Origin of the sequence: Clostridium sp. Cult3 (assembly GCF_021655115.1) — a bacterium.
GTDB lineage: Bacteria > Bacillota > Clostridia > Tissierellales > Tepidimicrobiaceae > PPXY01.
In genome coordinates this window covers 1-3,043 of the sequence record NZ_PPXY01000037.1, presented here as the reverse complement: position 1 = coordinate 3,043, position 3,043 = coordinate 1, and the positions used below count along the sequence as shown (strand labels likewise).

3 protein-coding genes are annotated in these 3,043 nt (G+C 32.1%); 1 reads left to right on the top strand and 2 read right to left on the bottom strand.

The genetic code is table 11. The annotated features are described in order from the left end of the window. Positions 1-600: 600 nt before the first annotated feature. Entirely contained in the window at positions 601-2,070 is a 1,470-nt protein-coding gene (gene abc-f, locus C3E88_RS07615; protein WP_236909576.1) for a ribosomal protection-like ABC-F family protein, read from the top strand. 96 nt (positions 2,071-2,166) lie between these two features. Here abc-f and C3E88_RS07610 read toward each other — a convergent pair whose 3' ends face one another. Further along, the gene (locus tag C3E88_RS07610) at positions 2,167-2,367 is read right to left on the bottom strand and encodes a dodecin family protein (protein WP_236909575.1); all 201 of its coding nucleotides are present in this window, start codon (positions 2,365-2,367) and stop codon (positions 2,167-2,169) included. A gap of 83 nt (positions 2,368-2,450) precedes the next feature. Further along, positions 2,451-3,043 (bottom strand): MutS-related protein (locus C3E88_RS07605; RefSeq protein WP_442870639.1); only part of this gene is annotated, 593 nt, incomplete at its 5' end.

The window sequence follows — 3,043 nt, the reverse complement described above, 5'->3', positions numbered from 1 at the left end:
TTCCTGCCTTTTTTATTTCATCAAATTCCGGTCTATTATCCCTTATTTTTAAAAACTTCTTTAGGTGTAACATATTTTCAGTAATGTCTAAATATAAGAACTTAATATTGTTGTTGGAAAGATACTCTTTCGCTGGCTCACAACCTGGTCAATGTTTACTACCAAAAACAATTATTTTTTTCATTTACATCTCTCCTTCTAAGTAAATTATCTATATTTAATATATCATGGCCTTCCTAATTGGTAAATATATTAATAGTGAACTTTTAGAATAATACTTGTGATTTTATACTCAATATGGTAAAATTAATGTGAAAGTAATGTTTGGAGGTTGCTGATGAATATATTTCTTGCTAAATAAGAAAATTTTATTGAGACAAAAATACTACTATTATACTGCCCTAGTGTTTTTGTGTCTAATTTTAGCGAGAAATCTCTTTTGAATATATTGATATTATTAAAGGGTGATTTTAGTCATCTTTTTTTATACCTATTTTTGTGCTGCTAGGAGAGTTTTCTCCTGGCAGTTTTTTGTTGGAGGTGAAAACATGAACAGAATCCTTTGAAACCAAAAGCATATATTAAAAGGAGTGAGGTAAATTGGCATTAATAGATATTAAGGATTTAACTTTTACCCATGTTGGAGGCTTAAGTCCAATTTTTGATCATGTAGATTTACAGTTGGATACTGATTGGAAACTAGGATTTATTGGCCGCAATGGATATGGAAAATCTACTTTTTTGAAGCTTTTAATGGGGGAGTTTACCTATGATGGTAGTATTCATACTCCTGTTGACTTTGAGTATTTTCCATATCAGGTAAAAGATCTAGAAAATTTAACTATAGAAATTATCAAAGCTTTAAAAGGTGAATTTCCCCTATGGAGATTACAAAAGGAAATGAATATATTGGAACTTAAAGAAGATATATTATATCGACCTTTTTCAACTTTAAGTCATGGAGAGCAGACTAAAATACTCCTGGCTACTATGTTTATTTCTTACAATAAATTTCTTCTAATCGATGAGCCTACCAATCATTTAGATGTTCATGGTAGGAAACTTGTAGCTGAGTATTTAGCTAATAAGAAAGGGTTTATAGTGGTGTCCCATGACAGAGAGTTTTTAAATATTTCTGTTGATCATATATTGGCTATTGAAAAAAATAAGATAGTGCTAACTAAAGGGAATTACGACACATGGCAGCACAACAAACATTTAGAAGATAGATTTGAATTGGAACGAAATGAAAAACTTAGGAAGGAAATACGAAGATTGAAGGAGTCTGCTAGGGAAAAAGCCCTATGGTCGGATAAAGTTGAGAAGACAAAGATTGGCCAAGGTCCTGTAGATCGAGGGTATATTGGACATATGGCTGCAAAGATGATGAAACGCTCTAAGAATATAGAAAAACGCTATGAAAAAGCTATTGAGGAGAAGCAAAAACTATTAAAAAATATTGAAGAAATTGAACCTTTGCAAATTACCTCTTTGGAGCATCATTCAGATACCCTTATAGAAGCAAGGGATTTCACATTATCTTATGATAAAGACCCAATATTTAAGCCCATATCTTTTGCTGTAAATCAAGGGGAATGCTTGGTCTTACAAGGTAAAAATGGCAGTGGGAAATCTAGTATTATTAAAGCTATCCTGGGTGAAAATATACAAACAAAGGGATATCTGTGGAAGACAAAAAATATGGTAATCTCCTATGTGCCACAACAATTTGATTTCTTAAAGGGTAGTCTATTTGAATTTATTGATGAATCCAATATTGATAAGACCCAATTCCTAACTATATTCCGAAAAATGGGTATTTCACGGGAACAATTTGAAATTCCCATGGAGGGATATAGTAGTGGTCAGAAGAAAAAGATCCTTTTAGCAAAATCCCTTTGCGAAGAGGCCCATGTATATATTTGGGATGAGCCTTTGAATTATATCGATATCATCTCTAGAATCCAAATAGAAAATATGATATTAGAATACTCCCCTACCATGATCCTTATAGAGCATGACAGAAAATTTATCGATAAAGTTGCTACGGATATTGTTAAATTGCAGTAAACTTGGGACAGCAGGGACGGTTCTCCCTGTCCCACTTTTCCCCAATAAAAAAGGCTTCCAATAAAGATTTTTTACAAAAGGAAGCCTTTTTAATCATCATTTCACAATAAAGGATATCTTTACATTTAATCTATAATTGATTATTTTTCCCTTTTCAACAATGGCTTGCATATTACTTACATAGACGCTTTGAATATTTTCTATTGTCTTTGAGGCTTCTGAAACTGCCTCCTGGGCTGCAGCTTCCCAACCATTTGCTGATTCTGAAAGAAGTTCTATAACTTTAACAACTGCCATGCAAATCCTCCCATCTAGTTTTCATATAATATATATTCTCTCTGTTATTGTATCCAAATTATGTTTATATATTATATGAAAAATTAAATTTCAGAGATTGGATGGGACTTTTTATTCCCGATCGCAGAATACTTTCCAGCTTGTTCTACAGCCTTTTCATATATTTCTTCCGGATAATCAAGATATTCTAAAATTGCAATAGCATTTCTACTTACACAAGGGCCTTTCCTCAATATGTAGTCAAATATTATATCCTTACTTTTAATAGTTTCCTTAAAATGATAATTTTCATATCTATTGTTTACCAAGCTTATAAGCTCTAGATCATGTGTGGCTGCAATGACACAAGAATTATTATCTATCATATAATTCAATACTACACTGGCAGCACTAATTCTTTCAGCTGTATTAGTACCCCTAAATATTTCATCTAAAATACATAGTATGGGTTCACGGGAAGCAATAGAGTCAATTATCCTCTTTAATGCCTTAGCTTCAGCCATAAAATAGCTATCCCCTTCAACAATACTATCCGTAGTTCCAATTGAAGTAAATAGTCTAAAATAAGAGGAAGTATAGTCTTTAGCTAATACTATATTTAGAGTCTGAGCAAAGATTGAATTTATGCCTATAGTCCGTAAAAATGTAGATTTTCCTGATGCATTTGAACCTGTGA